Annotated in this window: 20 protein-coding genes; 10 read left to right on the plus strand and 10 right to left on the minus strand. The window is 47.8% G+C overall.

The genetic code is table 11. From position 1 onward, the window contains the following. Window positions 1-184 precede the first annotated feature (184 nt). The 5 genes from mnmE to rpmH form a co-directional block, all read right to left on the minus strand. Entirely contained in the window at window positions 185-1,549 is a 1,365-nt protein-coding gene (gene mnmE / locus M2387_RS15875; RefSeq protein WP_259050813.1) for a tRNA uridine-5-carboxymethylaminomethyl(34) synthesis GTPase MnmE, read from the minus strand. Window positions 1,550-1,611: 62 nt separating this feature from the next. Then, window positions 1,612-3,258, minus strand: a complete 1,647-nt coding sequence (gene yidC / locus M2387_RS15880; protein WP_259050814.1) for a membrane protein insertase YidC — start codon at window positions 3,256-3,258, stop codon at window positions 1,612-1,614. Between the two features lie 2 nt (window positions 3,259-3,260). Continuing rightward, on the minus strand, window positions 3,261-3,518 hold the full coding sequence (gene yidD, locus M2387_RS15885) for a membrane protein insertion efficiency factor YidD (protein WP_259050816.1): 258 nt from the start codon (window positions 3,516-3,518) through the stop codon (window positions 3,261-3,263). Continuing rightward, on the minus strand, window positions 3,482-3,841 hold the full coding sequence (rnpA, locus tag M2387_RS15890) for a ribonuclease P protein component (RefSeq protein ID WP_259050818.1): 360 nt from the start codon (window positions 3,839-3,841) through the stop codon (window positions 3,482-3,484). Before rnpA ends, yidD begins: the two co-directional genes overlap by 37 nt. A gap of 17 nt (window positions 3,842-3,858) precedes the next feature. Beyond that, on the minus strand, window positions 3,859-3,999 hold the full coding sequence (gene rpmH, locus M2387_RS15895; RefSeq protein WP_003023858.1) for a 50S ribosomal protein L34: 141 nt from the start codon (window positions 3,997-3,999) through the stop codon (window positions 3,859-3,861). A 595-nt stretch (window positions 4,000-4,594) separates the two neighbouring features. Here rpmH and dnaA point away from each other — a divergent pair. The 6 genes from dnaA to M2387_RS15925 all read left to right on the plus strand — a co-directional run bounded on the left by dnaA (window position 4,595) and on the right by M2387_RS15925 (window position 12,910). Continuing rightward, window positions 4,595-5,986, plus strand: coding sequence for a chromosomal replication initiator protein DnaA (gene dnaA / locus M2387_RS15900; protein ID WP_259050820.1), 1,392 nt, complete (start codon window positions 4,595-4,597; stop codon window positions 5,984-5,986). Window positions 5,987-5,990: 4 nt separating this feature from the next. Continuing rightward, entirely contained in the window at window positions 5,991-7,091 is a 1,101-nt protein-coding gene (dnaN, locus tag M2387_RS15905) for a DNA polymerase III subunit beta (RefSeq protein ID WP_259050822.1), read from the plus strand. Continuing rightward, window positions 7,092-8,165, plus strand: coding sequence for a DNA replication/repair protein RecF (gene recF / locus M2387_RS15910; RefSeq protein ID WP_259050823.1), 1,074 nt, complete (start codon window positions 7,092-7,094; stop codon window positions 8,163-8,165). Between the two features lie 28 nt (window positions 8,166-8,193). Continuing rightward, a complete protein-coding gene (gyrB, locus tag M2387_RS15915; RefSeq protein WP_259050824.1) occupies window positions 8,194-10,608 on the plus strand; it encodes a DNA topoisomerase (ATP-hydrolyzing) subunit B in 2,415 nt (804 codons plus the stop codon). 136 nt (window positions 10,609-10,744) lie between these two features. Then, on the plus strand, window positions 10,745-11,557 hold the full coding sequence (yidA, locus tag M2387_RS15920; protein WP_259050825.1) for a sugar-phosphatase: 813 nt from the start codon (window positions 10,745-10,747) through the stop codon (window positions 11,555-11,557). A gap of 84 nt (window positions 11,558-11,641) precedes the next feature. Then, the gene (locus tag M2387_RS15925; RefSeq protein ID WP_259050826.1) at window positions 11,642-12,910 is read left to right on the plus strand and encodes a DUF3748 domain-containing protein; all 1,269 of its coding nucleotides are present in this window, start codon (window positions 11,642-11,644) and stop codon (window positions 12,908-12,910) included. 2 nt (window positions 12,911-12,912) lie between these two features. On the opposite strand, the gene M2387_RS15930 is transcribed toward M2387_RS15925, so the two are convergent. Then, window positions 12,913-13,242, minus strand: coding sequence for a YceK/YidQ family lipoprotein (locus tag M2387_RS15930; protein WP_259050827.1), 330 nt, complete (start codon window positions 13,240-13,242; stop codon window positions 12,913-12,915). A gap of 291 nt (window positions 13,243-13,533) precedes the next feature. Here M2387_RS15930 and ibpA point away from each other — a divergent pair, with 291 nt between their 5' ends. The 4 genes from ibpA to fhuE all read left to right on the plus strand — a co-directional run bounded on the left by ibpA (window position 13,534) and on the right by fhuE (window position 17,494). Then, a complete protein-coding gene (gene ibpA / locus M2387_RS15935) occupies window positions 13,534-13,947 on the plus strand; it encodes a small heat shock chaperone IbpA (protein WP_259050828.1) in 414 nt (137 codons plus the stop codon). 107 nt (window positions 13,948-14,054) lie between these two features. Continuing rightward, window positions 14,055-14,486, plus strand: a complete 432-nt coding sequence (gene ibpB / locus M2387_RS15940) for a small heat shock chaperone IbpB (protein ID WP_259050829.1) — start codon at window positions 14,055-14,057, stop codon at window positions 14,484-14,486. Between the two features lie 153 nt (window positions 14,487-14,639). Next, window positions 14,640-15,131 carry a DUF2938 domain-containing protein gene (locus tag M2387_RS15945; protein WP_259050830.1) on the plus strand — a complete coding sequence of 164 codons (492 nt, stop codon included), beginning with the start codon at window positions 14,640-14,642 and terminating at the stop codon, window positions 15,129-15,131. A 191-nt stretch (window positions 15,132-15,322) separates the two neighbouring features. Continuing rightward, window positions 15,323-17,494, plus strand: a complete 2,172-nt coding sequence (fhuE, locus tag M2387_RS15950) for a ferric-rhodotorulic acid/ferric-coprogen receptor FhuE (RefSeq protein ID WP_259050831.1) — start codon at window positions 15,323-15,325, stop codon at window positions 17,492-17,494. A 150-nt stretch (window positions 17,495-17,644) separates the two neighbouring features. Here the strand turns inward: fhuE and M2387_RS15955 are convergent, their stop codons facing one another. The 4 genes from M2387_RS15955 to M2387_RS15970 all read right to left on the minus strand — a co-directional run bounded on the left by M2387_RS15955 (window position 17,645) and on the right by M2387_RS15970 (window position 22,645). Further along, entirely contained in the window at window positions 17,645-18,499 is an 855-nt protein-coding gene (locus tag M2387_RS15955) for a YbgA family protein (protein ID WP_259050832.1), read from the minus strand. Window positions 18,500-18,710: 211 nt separating this feature from the next. Beyond that, window positions 18,711-19,439, minus strand: a complete 729-nt coding sequence (locus M2387_RS15960; RefSeq protein WP_259050833.1) for a MerR family transcriptional regulator — start codon at window positions 19,437-19,439, stop codon at window positions 18,711-18,713. A 153-nt stretch (window positions 19,440-19,592) separates the two neighbouring features. Further along, entirely contained in the window at window positions 19,593-20,600 is a 1,008-nt protein-coding gene (locus tag M2387_RS15965; protein WP_259050834.1) for a LacI family DNA-binding transcriptional regulator, read from the minus strand. Between the two features lie 152 nt (window positions 20,601-20,752). Next, a complete protein-coding gene (locus tag M2387_RS15970) occupies window positions 20,753-22,645 on the minus strand; it encodes a beta-glucoside-specific PTS transporter subunit IIABC (RefSeq protein ID WP_259050835.1) in 1,893 nt (630 codons plus the stop codon). Window positions 22,646-23,090 lie beyond the last annotated feature (445 nt).

The raw sequence follows: 23,090 nt of genomic DNA on the forward strand, positions 1-23,090 counted from the left end.
ATTTGCTAAAATCCAGACCGAGTAGTTAGTTGCTATTATCGCTCAGTACGTTTTTGGCTATTAGGTTGTCTTCTATTCTTACTTGGATCTTATATGCTGATTTTCATCAGTTTTTCTCATCTTCTTGTACCACATGTGCACGGCGGTGGCATGTGGTACAAGAATCGGCAAAACCCTTCCTTCTTTACTTACCAATACAGAAACTAGAAAAGATATGGCCCAGCAGGTCATCAGAGGTGAATTCCCCGGTAATTTCGCTCAGGCTTATCTGAGCCAGGCGTAGTTCTTCTGCCAGTAATTCCCCGGCCATAGGCCCGAGAAGCTGCATTTTACCCTGCCGCAAATGCTCTGCTGCTTGCTCAAGTGCCTGCAAGTGACGGCGACGGGCGAGGAATCCTCCTTCAAGGTTGGTTTCGAAGCCCATACTCTTCTTCAGATGGGTCCGTAAAATATCAACGCCATCGCCGGTACGGGCGGACAGGCGGACAAGTGAATACCCACTTACTTCTTCCAGGCCCTGTGGTTCACCGGTAATATCGGCTTTGTTACGTACCACGGTAATGGGCAGATGAGCCGGTAATCTTGCGATAAAATCGGGCCAGAGTGTGGCGGGGTCGGTCGCATCGGTAGTGGTGCCATCAACCATAAACAGTACCCGGTCAGCATGCTCTATTTCGTTCCAGGCGCGCTCAATACCAATACGTTCAACTTCGTCACTGGCTTCACGCAGACCGGCGGTATCGATAATGTGCAACGGCATACCATCAAGATGAATATGTTCCCGTAATACGTCACGAGTAGTACCGGCTATATCGGTAACAATGGCAGCTTCACGCCCAGCTAAGGCATTTAACAGGCTCGATTTGCCTGCATTAGGACGCCCGGCGATAACCACTTTCATACCTTCGCGCAGCAAGCTACCCTGGCGGGCTTCAGCCCTGACTTCATCCAGAGAACCCATTACTTGGTTCAGCTGGGCTTCTATTTTGCCGTCAGAGAGAAAATCAATCTCTTCATCCGGGAAATCAATGGCGGCTTCGACATAAATACGCAGGTGGATTAGGGCATCCACCAGGCTATTCACCCTTGTAGAGAAGACCCCTTGCAGTGAATTTAATGCGGATCGTGCAGCCTGTTCGGAGCTGGCATCAATAAGGTCGGCAATTGCTTCGGCCTGGGCAAGATCAAGCTTATCATTGAGAAACGCACGTTCAGAAAACTCACCCGGACGCGCAATACGTATTCCCGCTAAAGTGAGGATACGTTTTAATAACAGGTCGAGAATAACCGGCCCGCCATGCCCTTGTAGTTCAAGAACATCTTCTCCGGTGAAAGAATTAGGCCCTGGAAACCACAGAGCGATACCCTGGTCGAGTACGCTACCATCGACATCACGGAAGGGTAAATAGTCCGCATAGCGTGGCTTAGGCAGTTTACCGAGTACAACTCTGGCGACTTCACTGGCCAGTTGACCGGAAATTCGCAGAATACCTACGCCGCCACGTCCGGGCGCTGTAGCCTGGGCGATAATAGTGTCGTTATGGCTCATGATTTCTCTCAATAAAAAAAGGCGGTCATTAAGACCGCCCTTTGTCGATATTACTTACCGTATCAGGCCTTTTTCTTGTCGCGGCTATGAAGACCACGTTTTTCAAGACCACGATAAATCAGCTGCTGCTGCAGGATGGTCACCAGGTTACTGACGATATAGTACAACACCAGACCAGATGGGAACCACAGGAAGAACACCGTGAAGATGACCGGCATAAAGGTCATTATCTTCTGCTGCATTGGGTCAGTGACGGTAGTCGGCGACATCTTCTGAATGAAGAACATCGTGATACCCATCAGAATCGGCAGAATATAGTACGGGTCTTGCGCTGCAAGGTCATGGATCCAAAGAATAAATGGAGCCTGACGCAGTTCGACCGAGCCCATCAGCATATAGTAAAGGGCAAGGAAGATAGGCATCTGAATAACTAACGGCAGACAGCCACCCAGCGGGTTAACTTTTTCCGTTTTATACAGGGCCATCATTTCCTGGCTCATACGCTGTTTGTCTTCACCCAGACGCTCACGCATCTCGGCGATTTTTGGCTGCAGCATACGCATTTTCGCCATGGAGGTGTACTGCGCTTTAGTCAGCGGGTACATGATTCCACGAACGATAAAGGTAATGACGATAATTGAGAAGCCCCAGTTACCAATATAAGAATGGATAAACTGTAGCAACTTGAACAGCGGCTGAGAGATAAACCACAACCAACCGTAATCGACCGTCAGGTCAAGATGCGGAGCAACCGCAGCCATTTTGTCCTGAATTTCCGGGCCAACCCATAACACACTGTTCAGCTCGCCGGTTTGACCTGGCTGAATCAGATGTGGTGCAGATTTATAACCAATAGCCACCAGGTCGCTATTTAAGCGGGTGGTATAGAAGTTATCGGTACCTGAAATATGTGGGATCCACGCGGTAGCAAAATATTGCTGCAACATGGCAACCCAACCACTGGTGGCATTAACATTCAGTAACTCGCCATCAGCAATATTGTCGAATTTAACTTTTTCGTATTTTGCATCAGGAGTTGAGTATGCCGCACCACGGAAAGTATGGAGAGCAAAGTTACTGCTACCGGTATCACGTTCTGCTGGCAGATTAACCGACTGCTTTAATTGTCCAAAGGTCGACAGTTCCAGCGGCTTCTCACCGGTGTTTTTCACGTTATAGCCGACGTTTACCGCAAACTGACCACGTTTCAGAGTGAAGCTTTTGGTAAATTCGTTGCCCGCAGCGTCGGTAAAGGTCATCGGAACAACCAGCTCGTCCTGGCCATCAGCCAGAGCAAAGGTGTCCTGAGCAACGTTATACAGAGGACGAGCTCCGTTTGCCGGGTTATCCGGGCCATCACGGCCGGTCAGGCCACTTTGTGCCTGATAAACAAACTGTGGAGTCGTTTCCAGTAACTGGAAAGGCTCGGTAGAGTTCAGGGTTTTCGGGTAGGTTGGCAACAACGCTTGTTCTACATCACCACCGCGGGTGTTGATGGTCAGCTCAAGAACGTCAGTTTTAACCGTAATAAGTTTTCCCTGGCCACTAGCCAGTACACCGTCTGCGGTGCTACCTGTTGCGGTCGTCGTCGTAGTCTGCGTGATTTGCTGAGCCTGAGGTTTAGGAGCGTTATCCTGCTCCCAGGCTTGCCAGATCATGAAAGACACGAACAACAAAGCGATGAGAAAAAGATTGCGTTGCGAATCCATCGTTAGTGTTCTCTGGTATCAAAAGGTCGGGGCGGAACGGGATCGTCTCCACCCGGGTTCAAAGGATGGCATTTTAGTACGCGTTTCAAGGTTAACCAACTGCCTTTTAACACTCCAAACCTGCGCAATGCCTCAATTCCGTATTGAGAGCAGGTTGGTGTGAAACGACAATGCGGTCCGAGAAGCGGACTAATCAGTCGTTGATAGCCCCTGATAAGGGCTATCAGGAACCGCGAGCCTGGCGACAATGGCGGCGCCATAACTTTTCCAATGCTTCCGATAAAGCCCGGTTGTCCAGATCGGCAACCCCCTTTTTAGCCACTACCACGAAGTCCATCGGAGGCAATTCGTGCTGACGCAGACGAAAGCTTTCACGCGTTAATCGTTTAATACGATTACGTTCATGCGCTCGTTTGACGTTTTTCTTAGCGACTGTAAGACCGATACGGGGATGCCCCAGCGAATTAAGGCGGCCGAGAATAGTGACTTGCGGCGTGCCAGCACGAACCGGCTGCTGGAAGACGAAAGTGAAATGAGTGGGAGTTAACAAACGTAACTCCCTGGGAAAAGCGAGCTTAACCACTCAGGGGTTAGCTTTTATTACTTAGAAACGGTCAGACGAGAACGGCCTTTAGCACGACGACGTGCCAGGACCTGACGACCATTTTTATTTGCCATACGAGCACGGAAACCGTGTGAACGGTTACGCTTCAGTACGGACGGTTGAAAAGTGCGTTTCATGGCGGTTTCTACCTAAACTATTAAATTTCACTGGATTTGCGTAAAGCCGACAGGGTCTTAAAGTGACTCACGCTTCAGTGCAGCTGATTAAAGAGGCCGGATTGTAATAATTGTACACTCCGGAGTCAATTCAATTCCCGTTCGACGATGCCTTTTTGACCCTGGAAAAAGGACCACATTGCCGTAAAAAGATACAGCAATACTATGCGACGGGTGGGGAATTATACGGCGTCCTGACTAAAGCGCAAGGATCTCAGGCGATCTTCAAACGATCTCTTTGCCTTCTGACGCGGTATAGCGTATTCAATCCGATAAATATAACCAGATAATATACTTGGTGGATAACCGGATAGTTTACACTGACGGCGGGAAACCCTCCTGTGGATAATTAGTGAAAAATCTGTGAGAAACAGAGGATCTCTGTCGCGCTTTAGGCTATGATCCGCGGTTCCTCAGCTTTCCTTACATACGCAGAGGAAAAACCGCAGATAGCGGTTCGCACGCCTCCCACAGCCTGAGAGCGTGTGTCAACAATCATGAATGTATAACTTTCAGTCTTCGTCTTTTTATCGATTTGGTTCAAGTGGAGTCAGCCGTGTCACTTTCGCTTTGGCAACAGTGTCTTGCCCGATTACAGGATGAGTTATCCGCCACAGAATTTAGTATGTGGATACGTCCCCTACAGGCGGAATTGAGCGATAACACGCTGGCCTTGTACGCACCGAATCGATTTGTGCTCGATTGGGTAAGAGATAAATACCTAAATAATATCAATGCGTTGTTGAATGATTTTTGTGGCGCGAATGTGCCATTACTGCGCTTTGAAGTAGGTAGTAAACCGGTAATTCAACAGCCGATAAGCGGAGCCGCAAACGCAAACGTGGTTGCACCAGCATATGTTGCGCGTGCGGCAGCACCTGTACGCCCTAGCTGGGACAATCTTCCGGCACCGGCAGAACCGGCTTATCGGTCTAATGTTAACTTGAAACATACCTTCGATAACTTCGTTGAAGGTAAGTCGAACCAGCTGGCCCGTGCGGCGGCCCGACAGGTTGCTGATAACCCTGGTGGCGCTTATAACCCGCTATTTCTCTATGGCGGCACCGGTTTAGGTAAAACGCACCTGTTACATGCGGTAGGCAACGGGATCATTGCGCGCAAACCTAATGCGAAAGTGGTCTATATGCACTCTGAGCGTTTTGTGCAGGATATGGTTAAAGCACTCCAGAACAACGCGATTGAAGAGTTTAAGCGCTATTACCGCTCTGTAGATGCCTTGCTGATCGATGATATTCAATTCTTTGCTAATAAAGAGCGTTCCCAGGAAGAGTTTTTCCATACCTTTAATGCCCTGCTTGAAGGTAATCAACAGATAATCCTGACATCAGATCGTTACCCTAAAGAGATCAATGGCGTTGAAGATCGTCTTAAGTCCCGCTTCGGCTGGGGACTGACTGTTGCGATAGAACCTCCGGAACTCGAAACGCGTGTCGCCATTTTGATGAAAAAGGCCGATGAGCACGATATTCGTTTACCTGGCGAAGTGGCATTCTTTATTGCTAAACGGCTACGATCCAACGTGCGTGAGCTCGAAGGCGCACTGAACCGTGTGATCGCTAATGCGAACTTTACCGGGCGAGCGATTACTATCGATTTCGTGCGTGAAGCATTACGCGATCTGCTGGCGTTACAAGAAAAGCTGGTCACCATTGATAATATTCAGAAAACGGTGGCCGAGTACTATAAAATTAAAGTAGCCGATCTGCTGTCTAAACGCCGTTCTCGCTCTGTGGCGCGTCCGCGTCAAATGGCGATGGCACTGGCGAAAGAACTGACAAACCATAGCTTGCCCGAAATCGGCGATGCTTTTGGTGGACGCGACCATACTACGGTGCTGCATGCTTGCCGTAAGATTGAGCAGTTGCGTGAAGAAAGCCATGATATAAAAGAAGATTTTTCCAACTTAATCAGAACACTATCGTCGTGATCCTATGAAATTTACCGTTGAACGTGAACATTTATTAAAACCACTACAGCAAGTCAGTGGCCCCCTTGGCGGCCGTCCGACACTGCCTATTCTGGGTAATTTGTTGCTACAGGTTGCAGATGATGCACTCTCTTTGACCGGTACTGATCTGGAAATGGAGATGGTGGCACGCGTATCTTTAGCCCAGCCAAGTGAACCCGGAGCGACAACCGTTCCTGCACGTAAATTCTTCGACATCTGTCGTGGTTTACCTGAAGGTGCAGAGATAGCCGTCACTCTGGAAGGCGATCGTATGTTGATCCGTTCCGGTCGCAGCCGCTTTTCGCTATCAACACTTCCTGCCATTGATTTCCCTAATCTGGATGACTGGCAGAGCGAGGTAGAATTTAGCTTACCTCAGGCGACAATGAAGCGTTTGATTGAGGCGACGCAATTTTCCATGGCACACCAGGATGTACGCTATTACCTGAACGGCATGTTATTTGAAACCGAAGGTGAAGAGCTACGTACTGTGGCAACGGATGGCCACCGCCTGGCGGTGTGTGCGATGCCGGTGGGTCAGCCATTACCGAATCATTCAGTGATTGTGCCGCGTAAGGGCGTGATTGAACTGATGCGTATGCTTGATGGTGGCGAGAACCCGCTACATATTCAGATAGGCAGCAATAACATCCGTGCCCATGTCGGGAATTTTATCTTCACCTCTAAACTGGTGGATGGTCGCTTCCCGGATTACCGCCGTGTATTGCCTAAAAACCCGGATAAACACCTGGATGCAGGCTGCGATTTACTTAAGCAGGCCTTTGCTCGTGCGGCGATTTTATCCAACGAAAAATTCCGTGGCGTGCGCTTATATGTCAGCGCAAACCAGCTGAAAATTACCGCGAATAACCCTGAGCAGGAAGAAGCTGAAGAAATTTTAGACGTCGAATACGATGGTACTGAAATGGAAATCGGCTTTAACGTCAGTTATGTACTGGATGTATTAAACGCACTGAAGTGTGAAAATGTCCGTATTTTACTGACTGACTCGGTATCGAGTGTACAAATCGAAGATGCAGCCAGCCAGTCGGCAGCCTATGTCGTTATGCCAATGAGATTGTAGATGTCACTGACGCGTTTGTTAGTCAAAGACTTTCGTAATATCGAAAACGCAGACCTGACTCTTTCTCCTGGTTTTAATTTTCTGGTGGGTGCTAACGGTAGCGGAAAGACCAGTATTCTGGAGGCGATTTATACTCTGGGACATGGGCGGGCTTTCCGTAGCTTGCAGGTTAATCGGGTTATTCGTCATGAACAGGATGCTTTTGTCCTGCATGGTCGTCTGCAAAATGGCGAACGTGAAACCGCTGTAGGCTTAACTAAAAATCGTCTTGGCGACAGTACTGTACGTATTGACGGTAGTGACGGGCATAAAGTCGCGGATCTGGCATTGATGATGCCGATGCAGCTGATAACGCCAGAAGGATTTACCCTGCTCAACGGCGGCCCTAAATACCGTAGAGCCTTTATTGACTGGGGCTGTTTTCATAATGAGCCCGGTTTTTTTGTTGCCTGGAGCAACCTGAAGCGTCTGTTAAAGCAGCGTAATGCTGCCTTACGACAGGTGACGCGCTACGAACAACTACGTCCGTGGGACTTAGCACTGATCCCACTGGCGGAGCAAGTCAGCCGCTGGCGAGCTGATTATAGTGCAGCTATTGCGGCTGATATGGCTGATACTTGCGCACAATTTCTCCCGGAATTTACTCTGAGTTTTTCTTTTCAGCGTGGCTGGGAGAAAGAGAGTGACTATAGCGAAATACTGGCACGAAATTTTGAACGCGACAGAATGCTGACCTATACCGCGCAGGGTCCCCATAAAGCGGATTTTCGGATCCGGGCTGATGGTGCACCCGTCGAGGATACGTTGTCACGCGGACAACTGAAATTACTGATGTGCGCCCTAAGACTGGCACAGGGTGAGTTTCTTACCCGCCAGAATGGGCGACGCTGCTTGTATTTGATAGATGATTTTGCCTCTGAACTGGATGATTCCCGGCGTGGCCTGTTGGCACACCGGTTAAAAGCCACATCGTCACAAGTTTTTGTTAGCGCAATTAGCGCAGAACATGTGATGGACATGGCGGACAAAAATTCAAAGATGTTCGCAGTGGATCAGGGTAAAATAACGGATTAACCGAAGATTAAATGAGCGAGAAACGTTGATGTCGAATTCTTATGACTCCTCCAGTATCAAAGTCCTTAAGGGCCTGGATGCGGTACGTAAACGTCCGGGTATGTATATCGGCGATACGGATGACGGCACTGGCCTGCATCACATGGTATTTGAGGTCGTGGATAACGCTATCGACGAAGCACTCGCAGGCCACTGTAAAGACATTGTTGTTACTATTCATGCTGATAACTCTGTCTCTGTCACCGATGATGGCCGTGGTATCCCGACCGGTATTCACCCGGAGGAAGGTATCTCCGCCGCTGAAGTTATCATGACGGTATTACACGCGGGTGGTAAGTTCGACGATAACTCCTATAAAGTTTCCGGTGGCCTGCATGGCGTCGGTGTTTCTGTTGTTAACGCCTTGTCTCAGAAACTGGAATTGGTCATTCGTCGCGAAGGTAAAGTGCATCAGCAAACCTACGTTCACGGTGTACCACAAGCGCCACTGGGCGTTACGGGCGATACTGATGCTACAGGAACGCTGGTCCGTTTCTGGCCAAGCCATGAAACCTTTACCAATGTTGTTGAATTTGAATACGATATTCTGGCTAAACGTCTGCGTGAGCTTTCATTCCTGAACTCCGGCGTTTCTATTCGTCTGATTGATAAGCGTGATGGTAAGCAGGATCACTTCCACTACGAAGGTGGTATCAAAGCTTTTGTTGAGTATCTCAACAAAAACAAAACGCCTATCCACCCGAATGCATTCTATTTCAGTACTGAAAAAGACGGTATTGGCGTTGAAGTTGCCCTGCAATGGAACGATGGTTTCCAGGAAAATATTTACTGCTTTACTAACAACATTCCACAGCGTGATGGTGGTACCCACCTTGCAGGCTTCCGTGCGGCGATGACCCGTACCCTGAACGCCTATATGGATAAAGAAGGTTACAGCAAAAAAGCGAAAGTCAGCGCTACCGGCGATGATGCCCGTGAAGGTTTGATTGCTGTGGTTTCGGTTAAAGTTCCTGACCCTAAATTCTCTTCACAGACCAAAGATAAACTGGTCTCTTCAGAAGTGAAATCGGCGGTTGAACAGCAGATGAACGAACTGCTGGCTGAATATCTGCTGGAGCATCCTGGCGATGCCAAAATTGTTGTCGGTAAAATCATTGATGCAGCTCGTGCCCGTGAAGCGGCTCGCCGTGCTCGTGAAATGACGCGTCGTAAAGGTGCGCTTGACCTCGCAGGTCTGCCGGGCAAACTCGCTGACTGTCAGGAACGCGACCCTGCTCTGTCTGAAATCTACTTAGTGGAAGGGGACTCAGCGGGCGGCTCTGCAAAACAGGGGCGTAACCGTAAGAACCAGGCGATTCTGCCGCTGAAGGGTAAAATTCTTAACGTTGAGAAGGCACGCTTCGACAAGATGCTGGCTTCTCAGGAAGTCGCTACTCTGATTACCGCACTGGGTTGTGGTATCGGTCGTGACGAATATAACCCGGATAAACTGCGTTATCACCACATCATCATCATGACCGATGCCGACGTCGATGGATCACATATCCGTACCCTGTTACTGACGTTCTTCTACCGTCAGATGCCAGAAATCGTCGAGCGTGGTCATGTTTATATTGCTCAGCCGCCACTGTATAAAGTGAAGAAGGGTAAGCAAGAGCAGTACATCAAAGATGATGAGGCGATGGATCAGTATCAAATCTCCATTGCACTGGATGGTGCGACACTGCACACCAATGCCAGCGCACCGGCATTAGCCGGAGAGCCACTGGAAAAACTGGTTTCTGAGTTCAATGCCGTGCAGAAGATGATTGGTCGTATGGAGCGCCGCTATCCACGCAACTTGCTGAATGCGCTGGTTTATCATCTCACGCTCGGTGAAGCTGAGATGAGCGATGAAGCGAAGGTTACCGAGTGGATTTCAACGCTGATTACCTATCTGAACACAAATGAACAGCACGGTAGCACTTGGAATTTTGAAGTACGCCATAACGTGGAACGCCAGATCTATGAGCCTGTAGTCAGAGTGCGTACTCATGGTGTCGATACCGACTACTCACTGGAGCAGGAATTTATTGCTGGTGGTGAATATCGCCGTATTTGTTCTCTGGGTGAAACCCTGCGCGGGCTGATTGAAGAAGATGCCTTTATCGAACGTGGCGAACGCCGTCAGCCAGTAGACAGTTTTGAACAGGCGCTGGAATGGCTGGTGAAAGAGTCTCGTCGTGGCTTATCGATACAGCGTTATAAAGGCTTGGGTGAGATGAACCCTGAACAGCTGTGGGAAACCACCATGGATCCGGAAAGCCGTCGTATGATGCGTGTAACGGTGAAAGATGCTATCGCGGCGGATCTGCTATTCACGACATTAATGGGTGATGCGGTTGAACCTCGTCGCGCCTTTATTGAAGAGAATGCGCTGAAAGCGGCTAATATCGATATTTAAAGCTCCTTCTTTCTTGTTAAAGCCGCGCTACTGCGCGGCTTTTTTATTTCCACGATGAGTGGTCCAAGATGATTGCTGTTTTTTTAGCAGAATCGAGTTAGCATGAAGAAAACTCATCATTTTCAGGTGACCTTACATGGCTATAAAACTTATTGCACTGGATCTGGATGGCACGACGCTGCACCCGGACCATACGATTTCTCCAGCGGTAAAAGAAGCAATTACCGCTGCGCGTAAAAAGGGCGTTCATGTCGTACTTTGTACCGGGCGACCTTATGCTGGTGTAGAGAGATATCTTCGCGAGCTGAATATGGATGAGCCAGAGGATTACTGCGTAACCTACAACGGTGCTCTGGTACAAAAAGCCAGCGATGCCAGCGCAGTGATACAAATCCCGCTGGATTACGATGACTATCTCTATCTGGAAGCCTTGTCCCGTGAAGTGGGCTCACATTTCCATGCGCTGAACAGGCATACTCTCTTTACCGCAAACCGTGATATCAGTCGCTATACCGTTCATGAATCCACCGTGACCACCATTCCACTGTCATTCTGTGAAGCGGAGAATATGGAGCCGAACGGACCCTTCCTGAAAGTGATGATGATCGATGACCCGGAAATTCTCGATGCGGCTATCGCGAAAGTCCCGGCTGAAGTTTTTGAGCGTTATAACCTGGTGAAAAGCTCACCTTATTTCCTTGAAATGCTCAATAAGGAAGTGAGTAAGGGTGCAGCGATCAAAGCTATCGCGGAACGCCTGGGTATCAAAGCTGAAGAAGTGATGGCGATTGGCGATCATGAAAATGATATTACTATGATTGAGTATGCCGGAGTCGGAGTGGCTATGGGCAATGGCATTGATAAAGTCAAAGCGCTGAGTAACTTTGTGACCAAAAGCAACCTTGAAGACGGGGTTGCTTACGCGATTGAGAAGTTTGCCTTAAACTGATTTTGACGTACCCCGGTTTACCGGGGTTTTTTATCTCTGAAATTTATCCATCGCCGATTCTCATCACTTTCTCAGGGTATTCTTGTGAGCAAACAGCTGACCTTCGCATCCCGCCATCATCAACTCACCAATATTAATAGCTGGACTCCTGATAGTCAGTGGCTGGCGTTTGATGTCCGTCCTTCCGGAGCTTCGTTTACCGGGGAAACTATTGAGCGGGTTAATGTTTTTACCGGCGATATTGAGGTGATTTATCGCGCACCTCAGGGGGCCTATGTCGGGGTGGTTACGGTTAATCCGCAAAATCCCGAACGTTATGCTTTTATTCATAGCCCTGAAAACCCTGATGAAAACTGGCACTACGATTTTCACCGTCGCCGCGGAGTGATTGTTGAAGCGGGTCAGGCCACGACTCTGGATGCGCTGGATATCACCTCGCCATTCACGCCCGGAGCATTACGCGGCGGAACACATGTGCACGTCTGGAGCCCGGATGGTAGCTGCCTGAGTTTTACCTACAATGACGGCGTACTCCATGAACTCGACCCACGGCTTGATTTACGCAATATTGGCGTCGCCTTACCCTGTGGCCCGGTGGTAGTGAAGAAACAGCACCCGAGGGAATATGACGGCTCACATTTCTGCGTACTAATCAGCAAAACAACGGTTTCTCCCAAACCCGGCAGTGATGAAATTAATCGTGCCTATGAAGAAGGCTGGGTCGGTCAGCAGGGTTACATCACTTTTGAGGGACGCGAGCAGCGTCGGGCGCTGGCATTTATTGGTGATACCTGTTCCCTGTCCGGAGAAAAAGTACCCGAACTCTTTATCGTTGATTTGCCTGATGAACTTGCAGATTTTCAGCAGGCTGCGGCAGAGCCATTAGCTGGTACTTCCACGGCGATGCCAGCACCACCGAAAGGGATACAGCAGCGCAGGCTCACCTTTACCAGCCAGAATCGCTATCCGGGGCTGGTTAACTTACCTCGTCACTGGGTTCGTAGTAGTCCGGACGGAAGTCAGCTGGCCTTTTTAATGCGCGATGAGGCCGGAATTGTCCAGCTATGGGTTATTTCCCCTAATGGCGGTGAACCAAGGCAGGTAACGGCTGGAGAGCAGGGAGTACAGTCGGCATTTAACTGGCATCCTGATGGCAAGGCGCTGGGATTTATTCAGCAAGGCCGAGTTGTTGTTTGTGATGTCCGGAATGGCAGCATAATGCCTTTAACATCATCAACGCCACAAGGCCTGAGTCCTGATGCCGTGGTCTTTTCACCAGACGGGCAATATATTGCCTGGATGCAGGACGTGGAAGGTTTCAGACAGTTATTTATGACTGAAACGGGCCTGTAAAATCACAGTAATTTGGCTGGCGGAATAGCAGAATTAATCTCCATATTCTTTTTTTCGCTCGCCTCTACTTTTGATTTCAATGAGTTATCATTTCTATAGAGATCCCAGGGTAAAAACACGGTATCCATTACTGCGCTAAAAGGTAAGTCCAGCGCGACCAGCGGTTTTATCGCCCAGCTGGTTTCAGGATCGCCCAGCGCTTGAGTATTGGCGCGGGTACCAGAATAGAGTCCCTCTTTGCCGCCGCTATGGGACATGATACTGGAACAACCACAGAGGCAAAAAATTCCGCCGCTTAACACCAAAGCCTTAAAGCAGATTGTATTTATCATCTCTATTCATCGCCTATCTAAACTCAGTGCCTGCAAGCAACTCGAATTATTTTGGGTCTGTTATTGCTCTATTGGCATTACGAGAAGTTTTTAGCATTTTGTGTTTTTTGACAGTCTATGTAATGAACGTTGGGACTGCAAAAAAAATCGTCTTCGGACTATTGAAAACGAGATAACCACCCTTATCTCTATAGGGTAACCAAGAGAGTATGCCGTCAGGGTACTCGAGTTAACAGCCTGTCCCCCTGGGAAGGCTAAAAGTATCACTCGCTGAATTCAGGAGATTGTTGTATGCGTAATTTTGACTTATCCCCACTGTATCGTTCTGCTATTGGTTTTGACCGTATGTTTAATCTGCTGGAAAACAGCCAGAGCCAAAGTAATGGCGGCTATCCTCCTTATAATGTCGAGCTGGTGGATGAAAACCACTATCGTATCGCTATCGCCGTGGCTGGTTTCTCTGAAAGTGAGCTGGATATTACCGCCCAGGATAATTTACTGATTATCAAAGGCGCACATACGGATGAGACCAAAGAGCGTACCTATCTCTACCAGGGGATTGCTGAGCGTAACTTCGAACGTAAATTCCAGCTGGCAGAAAATATTCATATTCGTGGCGCTAACCTGGTAAACGGTCTGCTGTATGTTGAGCTAGAGCGAGTTATTCCGGAAGCGATGAAACCGCGCCGTATCGAAATAAACTAATGATATTCGCCGTACAACACGGCGGATGACTCAAGGCTTGCCGTCAGGGAGCCGAATCTGTAGGCATACAGAGAATTATTTCTTGCTTCAAAGAAGGAGAAAACACTATGCGTAATAACTACGATGTTACCCCATTACTGCGTCAGTGGATTGGTTTTGACAAACTGGCCCATGCGCTTCAGTCTGACCCGGAATCTCAGGCATTTCCGCCTTATAACATCGAAAAAAGCGATGATAATCACTATCGGATCACTCTGGCATTAGCCGGGTTCCGCCAGGAAGACTTAGCCATTGAGCAGGAAGGTACCAAACTGGGTATCAAAGGAACCCCTGCTAAGCCAGAGAAAGCATCGACCTGGTTGCATGAAGGATTAACCATTCAGCCATTTAACCTGAGCTTTACCCTGGCTGAACATATGAAAGTTGTCTCTGCGACTTTCCATAATGGTTTGCTGCATATTGATTTGTTCCGGGAAATACCCGAGGCCGCAGCACCGCAGCGTATAGAGATTAGCGAACGCCCGGCGTTAAATAGCTAACATAGCATTCTGAAAAAAGCCCCGTTCGGGGCTTTTTTTATGCGTTTAATTCGCGCTCTTCTTAACCCGCCTTAAATCCTCCTTGACTTAAAGCTGACTTCAACTTGTAGCATAGCGGTCAGTAATAACGCATTCATAAGCAAAGGGTAAAAAATGATAACTACCGAAGTATGGCTACGTATTGTTCTGACGGGTATTGGGGCAACGGTGGTGATGGATATCGGAGCCATTATTCAAAGAGCGATGAAAATGCCAACGCTGGACTATGCCCTGGTCGGGCGGTGGGCAGGGCATATTTGTCGGGGCCAGTGGGCACATAATAGTATCGCTAAAGCCCCAGCAATCCGTGGCGAGTTAGTGGCAGGCTGGGTAATTCATTACTTCACCGGGATTCTCTTTGCCGCCTTACTGGTCACGGTTGAAGGTTCGGGATGGTTGTTTGCCCCGACATTATTACCTGCTGTGCTGGTGGGTTCGCTCACTGTTGTGATGCCTTTTTTAGTCATGCAGCCAGCGATGGGGGCAGGAATTGCTGCATCACGTACGCCATCCCCTTGGGTAAATCGTCTGCGTAGCCTGTTAAACCATGCCATTTTTGGACTAGGTCTTTATCTCTCAGCCGTTTTAACGGTATGGCTTAGTTGATACAACTCAATGAAAAATAGTAACTAAAATAGTTTCCGTGGTTTTTTATATCGAAGGTAATAATGAGAGTGTTTTACATGACAACTGTTAATGCTTATAGTTCTCATTCTTGTTATTTTTTCAGTAATTCTTCAGATGCCCTATTTTCCACCGGCACTACAGAGTACTGGCCGCAAATCTAGAGGAAAACCATGTCAGGTGTAAACATTCACAGAGATAGCCTTAATCTGAAGGCATTTCGCCCGTCATTACTGGCGATATGTACTGCGCTGGCTTTAGCTCCTGCAGCGCAAGCCGCAGATTCGGATCTGCCAGAAGATACTGTGATTGTTAAGGCTCAGGCAGGGGATCCGCTTAAAGGGCAGGCTGAAGACTACAACGTTAAAACCACGACTACCGGAACCAAGTTATTACTGGTATCGCGTGATATTCCACAGTCAGTCAGCGTTATCAGCCAGCAGCGTATCGAAGATCAGCAGCTTGATACCATCGGTGAAGTACTGAATAACGTTACCGGAATAACGGAAAAGCTGGTGGATACGAGTCGGGTAACCTATTTCTCGCGTGGCTACTTTATCAGTAACTATGCCTATGACGATATGCCGACCCAGATCAGTGATGTCTGGGATTTTGGCGATACCGGCATGGATACCGCTGTTTATGAAAATATTGAAGTGGTACGGGGTGCGGCCGGGCTGATGAGTGGCACCGGAAACCCGTCTGCCTATATCAATATGGTGCGTAAACATGCTGACAGCCGTGAGTTTAAAGCCAATGTTTCCGCCACTTATGGAAGCTGGAATAAACAGCGTTATGTCGCCGATCTCTCTGCGCCCCTGACTGAAAACGGTAATGTTCGCGGCCGTGTCATTGCGGGTTATCAGGACAATGATACCTGGGTGGATAAATACCATTACCGGAAGAAGTTTCTCTACGGCGTTGTTGATGCTGACCTGACAGAATCAACGGTATTATCGCTAGGTTACGGTTATCAGAGCAGCGATGAAGACAGCCCGACCTGGGGTGGTTTACCGACCTGGTATGCGGACGGCAGCCGGACTGACTTTGGCCGCAGCGCAACAACGGCACCAGACTGGGCTTACTCTAATAAAAATAGCTATAACGTCTTTGCCAACCTGGTACAGCGCTTTGACAATGGCTGGGAAGCCCGGGTTAACCTGCTGCATGCCCAGAGTAAGTTCGACTCGAAATTGATGTATGTTTATAGCTTCCCGGATAAAGTGACCGGTGCTGGTGTGACAGGTTATGGAGGCTGGAACCAGGGCGAGCGTAAACAGGACTCGGTTGATGCCTTTGTGCGTGGTGGCTTTGATCTCTTTGATCGTCAGCATGAGCTAGTGATTGGCACCAGTTTCAGCCGGCAGAATAACCGTTATGATAACTCTCAGCCTGTTGGGGGCGCTATTCCTATGCCGAGTTATTATCAAGATGTCGCCGATCCGACGTGGTCTCCGTTTACCCTCTACAGTAAAGATACTGTACGTCAGCAGGCTGTCTATACCGCAGCCCGTTTCTCGCTGGCGGACCCACTCCACTTAATCGCTGGTCTGCGTTATAGCGAGTGGAATGCCGATTATAATCCAACCTCAGCCCCGCAAACGAGTCTGAGTAATAAGCAGCATAATGTCACTCCTTATGCCGGCCTTATCTATGATATAGACGATACCTGGTCGGCTTATACCAGCTACACCTCTATCTTCCAGCCGACCGATAAGCGCGATATCAACGGCGATTATCTCGATCCGGCGACCGGAAAGAGTTATGAAGCCGGGGTTAAGGCTGACTGGTTTAATACCCGCCTGACCACCTCACTGGCGATATTCCGTATTGAGCAAAATAATGTTGCTCAATCTACCGGTGCAATCGTCAACGGTAATCCGAATGAAACGGCCTATGAGTCAGTTGATGGAACCGTGAGTAAAGGTGCCGAATTTGAACTAAACGGTGCTCTGACCGATAACTGGCAGCTGACATTCGGTGCATCACGCTTTGTGGCAACCGATAAAAATAATAAAGCGGTGAACTCAGACCAACCACGTACCACGGCGAAACTGTTTACCCGCTATAACCTGCCAATGCTGCCTGAAGTCACCGTCGGCGGTGGCGTTAACTGGCAGAATAAAACCTGGAATGACACTACTGGGCCACAAGGGGCAACGCGTATCGAACAAGGTAGCTATGCGATAGTGGATCTGTTTACCCGCTATCAAATGACCAAGAACTTTGCCGTACAGGCGAACGTCAATAACCTGTTTGATAAAGAGTATGATAGCTGGTTATCTGAATATATAGTCTATGGCGCGCCACGTAGCGTTTCTGTTACCGCAAGCTATGACTTTTAATTTCTAGTCGGCGTTCTCTAAAAACCCTGTACCTGCTGGCACAGGGTTTTTTATTTTAAATCATAAAAAAGACGACAATAATAATGTCGTCTTAATAGGGTATAAATAAGTGCCATTAACAGGTCAGGTCACGGCCTTCTCGTAGTTAATTCAAATATGATTATTCGGATATAACATGAAATATTTTTGTGTTAATAGATAATTATTTGGATATTCAGAGAGATATCTTTTTAGCAGAGTCAGCGGCTCACTGAGCGGTAGATTTCCCTGGCGATAATCATGGATAACCCGACAGAGTTCACTTCTTTGTTCAGCACTCTGCTGGCGATTAAAATAGCCCTGAATATGCATCATCACGTTAACGTGATTTTCGCATGATGCAGGCTGCTGCAAGATGACCATTAGCTTTTTTCGATAGGCGACAAAAAATTCATCTAAATCTTTCCACTGATGAATTTTAGCGACAAAAGGACCTATTTCCCGGTAACCGGGCTGATTATGCGCCAGTAACACCAGTTTATAACGACTATGGAAATCTATCAGTATGTGGCGTGTAAGCTGTTGTGTCCTGAGCTGGTTGAGCTCACTCAGTGCAGAAACACAAATAATAAAATTTTCACGTAGCGCAGCGCTGCTCAACTGCTCACTTTTTATCAAGGGAACCCAAGGGTATTGTTCTTCCATTCTGGCGCTCAATAATGCCTGATATTTTCCCGTATCCGGATATCTTTCACTTTGTTCAGCGATATCTTCTGAACCCTCACTCATAGAATGCTGACCGATAATCAGCCCGTTCAAGTCACCTGGCTGTTGCAGCTTATTTGCGATGGTATAGATAAAACGGGGAACAGGTAAGGGGATAACAGAGGCAGAATCGACGGCAATACACTGTGTCTTGGCCACAAGCTCAGTCAGCAATCTTTGAGCAGACGTATCACCTTGCTGTAAGCCGACCTGCAATCCGGTCAGATTTTCACTGATTCCGGTTTTTGGTTTACTCATCATGATGATATTCCTCTACAAATAGCCTTCACTTCAACAATGGAAACGACTATCCCAAAGCGCAGAATATGAGCTCCCGAACCACAAACTTACACAAATTAATATTTTTGTCCAAGTTTTAAAATGTAAAGTTTAACATAAGTATTATTATCATATGGTTATATTGTTCAACCTGGAAACTGAAGAGGAGGGCAACTGGTGGCAGTGAATGAGTCTAGAGGATGACTATCTCGAGAGATTTAATGCTGTCCTGCCATTGTCGGGTTTGTTTGAGCCGGGCGGGAGAGGGTTTTTCTGTAGTGACCAGGAGCCAGTGATGCTCGGGGAACATATCCAGTGCGAGCATATCGGGCAAATGGGGCAAAATATCGATACGCTTATTCTGACCGGTACGTTGAAGCGCTTCCAGCCATACCTCGCCGGCATCTGTTAAATGCCAGCCGCTGATCAGGTAGTTTTCGCCTGGCGTTTTTTTGTCACCCTCGATACAAAAAGAGGTATAGGCAATGATAAGCCCGTCCAGTATTTCCCTGAGAGTGATAGTTGTAGCAAGGTTCGCTGATATTTTTCTGCGTAACGGTCGGAGTAACTGAGTCACTAACTCTTCTCTTGGATACTCGCGCCCGGAATCATAAATGATGTGTCTGGCTGCATCGATACGACCGGCAGTCAGCTGTTGTAGTAGTTTTTCTTGCAGAACTACCCATTGGTTCGCGTATTCTTCTTCTGGCCTGTCGAGCAGCATTTTTACTTTACTGACAGGGACGCCTTTTTTTAGCCAGTCCAGAATATTCAATGCTTGCTGGATATCGTCATCACTATAAAGCCGATGTCCTCCATCTGAGCGCTGGGGCTTAAGCAAACCATAACGTCGCTGCCATGCGCGTAATGTTGTCGCATTAATACCACAGAGTTTTGCAAACTCACCGATAGAGTAATACATCAGCCATCCCGTCCCAGAATATTTGGCCTACTATACTACGAAAGAAATAACCTTAGAAACCTCAATAGAAACCGTTATATCAGTTGGTTACCATAAAAAAGAACATGGGAAACTATTCGCTATATCGATTGGACAGACTTCGGAACATGCTTACTACTCGGCTATTCTTTCAGCAATAGAATCTCTTATTACCAGAGTGCCTCGATGGGCAGGAAAAAGAACGGGCGTATCGGACGGCGACAGCAGGATCTGTAACGCATCTTTAATCATTTGGTCCATCGGTATATGGACGGTGGTCAAGGCCGGTGTGAAATAACGACCAAGAGGCGCATCATCGAATCCGGCAACCGAGATATCTGCGGGAATAGCGTAGCCATGCTCGGTAAACGCTTTAATCGCACCCATCGCCATATCGTCATTGGCAGCTAACACACAGGTAAAGCCAGGGTTATTTTTCAGCAACTCCAGCCCGGCCTTATAGCCACTTTCAGGACGATAGTTACCATGAACAATTAAGCTTTCATCCGGAATAATACCGGCTTTTTCCAGTGCATCACGATATCCCTGTAGACGCTTTTCCCCCGTTGGAGAACCTGGAACGCCAGCAATAAAAGCAATTCGTCGATGTCCTTTTTCCAATAAATGATTGACCATCTGAGCGCTGCATAATTGATTATCGACAAAAACTGAATTTGCACGGTTACGTTTTAGTTCCCGGTTGATAACCATAATAGGCACACTGCTTGCGTCAATTATATCGTCCAGCTCATCAACGGTTAAATATTTAGGATAGATCATGATGGCTTCGCAGCGTAACTGAAGCAGTAAGTTGATGGCATTTTGTTCATCTTCACGACAATGTTTACCGTCAGCTAACACCAGTTGTCGCTGATGCTGTTCGCTACAGGTAGCTGCCTGATAGGTCATTGAGGAAAAGAAGGGTCCGTCATAGAGCCCATTGGTAATGACCAGACCCACGGAGTTTGACTCATTGGTTGCCAGCCGGCGTGCTAATAAATTAGGACGGTAACCTGTTTCTTCTATCGCTTTGTTAATACGTTCTTTAACGTTATGACTAACGACAACCTTACCATTCAGCGCTCTGGACACTGTTGCTTTTGAAACGCCGGCCTTTTTTGCCACATCCAGTATTGTAACCATAGCATTCCTCAGCGCTGAAGATTTCATAGAAGGGGGAGTAAATTTACCCGGACATTCTATCTGTATCGCAGGGTCTATGCGACATCGGCCTGGACAGAATATGTGGCAGAGCACGGCTATTTTTAGCGTGCTCTGCCAGTGAACACCAGGAATCAGGAGACGGTCATTAGCGGCATTTTCTGCCCAATTTCACCCTCAGATTGCTCGATAGCCAGTGTGTATTCATCACTATTGATGATTAATACCGGCGTGGTTAATTCATATCCTGCGGCTTCAATCGCTTCTTTATCGAAGCGCAGTAACGGAGTACCTGTTGTCACCCAGTCACCTTCTTTGACCAGCGGCGTAAAGTACTGCCCTTGTAAATTCACGGTATTCAGCCCAACGTGGATCAGCAGTTCAGCACCATTCTCACAGGTCAGGCCAATGGCATGATGGGACTCAATCAGCGTTTCCACTTTAGCATCGCAAGGTGCAACGACCAGACCTTCACTTGGTTGAATCGCTACACCATCACCCAGTACCTTCTGAGAGAAAGCTTCGTCAGCAACATTTTCCAGTGGAATAACGGTGCCGTGCATTGGGCTGAGAATCGCCAGAGGTGTTTTGACGGCAACAGATTCGGTATTTGATTTATTTTCTGTTTTAGCAGGGGCTGATGAAGTGCTCTCTTCTGCTACCGGGTCGTTAAAACCAACAAACTGCACCAGAACAATGGTCAGAACAATCGCAGTCGCACTACCCACAACTTCGCCAATAAATGACATAGGGGCATCCGGGCTAATGGAGTTGACGATAGTCAGTAAGCCTGGCAAGCCAGCGTAGGCATAGTAAAGCGAACCAAACATACTCGCGACTACCGCACCGACTGCACCACCAATACAGCCACAGATGAATGGCTTTTTAAAACGTAATGTCACACCGTAAATAGCAGGTTCAGTAATACCAAAGATGGCGGTCACACCGGCAGATAAAGATGTGGTTTTCAGCTCTCTGTTGCGTGTTTTCAGGAAAACACCAAACACGGCAGCCATCTGACCAATAACGGCGATGGTCTGATAAGCCTGGAAGGAGTCGTACCCATTGGCATCAAAGTTCGCCATAATCACCGGGGTGATACCCCAGTGAACACCAAAGATAACAATGACTTGCCACACTCCGCCAATAACTGCAGCAGCCAGAGCAGGGGCTGCGTTAAATAAGACGTTATAGCCACTGGCGATACCCATCGCGGCCCAGGTGGTGATAGGGCCGATAGCGATTAGCGTTAGTGGAACGATGATCACGAAGCAAATCAGTGGCGTAAAGAGTGCTGAAACAACACTAGGTAGAATACGGTCAACACGTTTTTCCAGCCATGACAGCGCCCATACCAGGAACAGAGGAGGAAGAACAGATGAGGTATAGACGGTTTTAGCTAACGGGAAAAACAGGAAAGTCACGGTATCGCCGCTGGCAATTCTACCGGCCATCGCGGTCCAGTCAGGGTTAATCAATGCGCAACAGCACAGCACCGCAATGTAGGGGTTACATTTGAAGTGACGCGCTGCGGTAATTGCGATAAACACCGGTAAAAAGGCAAAAGGTGTCCATGACATAAAGTTCAGAATAGCGAAGGTATCACTTGCTTTGATGCCATCATCAATCAAGGATACAACTATCAATATACCCTGCAAAATCCCTGCAGCTGCCAGAATATAAATAATCGGGGCGAAGACCGCCGACATGGTGGCAATCACGCGGTCAAGCCAGCGAGTCTTAACCGGTGCTGCATTAGCGCTGTGGTTATCACCTACCAGGTCATTCATTGCATTAAATACATCAGCAACGTGGGTTCCGATAACTACCTGAAACTGACCACCGCTTTCTACAACGGCAATGACGCCGGGTAAGCTTTGTATTTTGCTTTTGGCCTCCGCGGGCGTTTCATTTAGCACTAAGCGTAAACGCGTCGCACAGCGGGAGAAGCCGTTAATGTTTTGTTCTCCCCCAACCTCACGAAGGATATCCTTCGCTAATGCGCTGTAATCTCTGATGGCTGTCATTTTAGCGGCCTTTTATTAATTATTGAGAATGACTGACTGAGTGAAACCGGTTTCATCCTAGCAGTGACTTCCTTTCATGCAACCGGTTTCATGGTGAAAATGTGCACGATGTCACAAAGGAATTTGCAGCCAGTCTTTGATGCGTTATGTGAAGGGATTCTCACAAAGGTCGTTTGGTAGTGATAAAAATGCGGTAAGGTGAGAGATCATGATAAAGAATAGAGCACTAGCAGATATTTATAGAGATATCGGCAGTATAATATGCTGAAAATGTATATGAATATTCATCTGCCGTATATATGCTCTCTATCACATATATTTTTGGTGCTGAATATTTATCCATTTTCAGGCAATGGTTGAGGAATTATCACCAGGCGATCGACATCACATAATGGATAAAAATGTTGATTATTTAATATAAGTGTAACCTATGATGGTTTTTATT

Source organism: Klebsiella sp. BIGb0407, from assembly GCF_024807845.1.
Classification (GTDB): domain Bacteria; phylum Pseudomonadota; class Gammaproteobacteria; order Enterobacterales; family Enterobacteriaceae; genus JGM124.